Raw genomic sequence first — 390 nt, 5'->3', positions numbered from 1 at the left:
TGCAGGACGTGCTGTTTCACCTGCCGCTGCGCTATCAGGATCGCACCCGCGTGGTGCCGATCGGTGCGTTGCGGCCGGGACAGGACGCCGTGGTCGAAGGCACCGTCAGCGGCGCCGACGTGGTAATGGGCCGCCGGCGCAGCCTGGTCGTGCGCTTGCAGGACGGCACCGGCGGGCTGAGCCTGCGCTTCTACCATTTCAGCAACGCGCAGAAAGAAGGGCTCAAGCGCGGCACGCGGGTGCGCTGTTACGGCGAAGCCCGGCCCGGCGCCTCAGGCCTGGAAATCTACCACCCGGAATACCGCGCGATCACCGGCGACGAACCGCCGCCAGTCGATGAAACCCTGACCCCGGTCTATCCGCTCACCGAAGGCCTGACCCAGCAGCGCC

Annotated in this window: 1 protein-coding gene; it reads left to right on the top strand. The window is 68.7% G+C overall.

All coding sequences use genetic code 11. From position 1 onward, the window contains the following. On the top strand, positions 1 to 390 hold a 390-nt coding region (locus tag AC0T7J_RS25470; RefSeq protein WP_473798595.1), incomplete at both ends, for an OB-fold nucleic acid binding domain-containing protein.

The organism is Pantoea sp. E956-1, from assembly GCF_982223955.1.
Note: the sequence above shows the minus strand (reverse complement) of the source record. Positions and strands in the feature narration are given on the sequence as shown.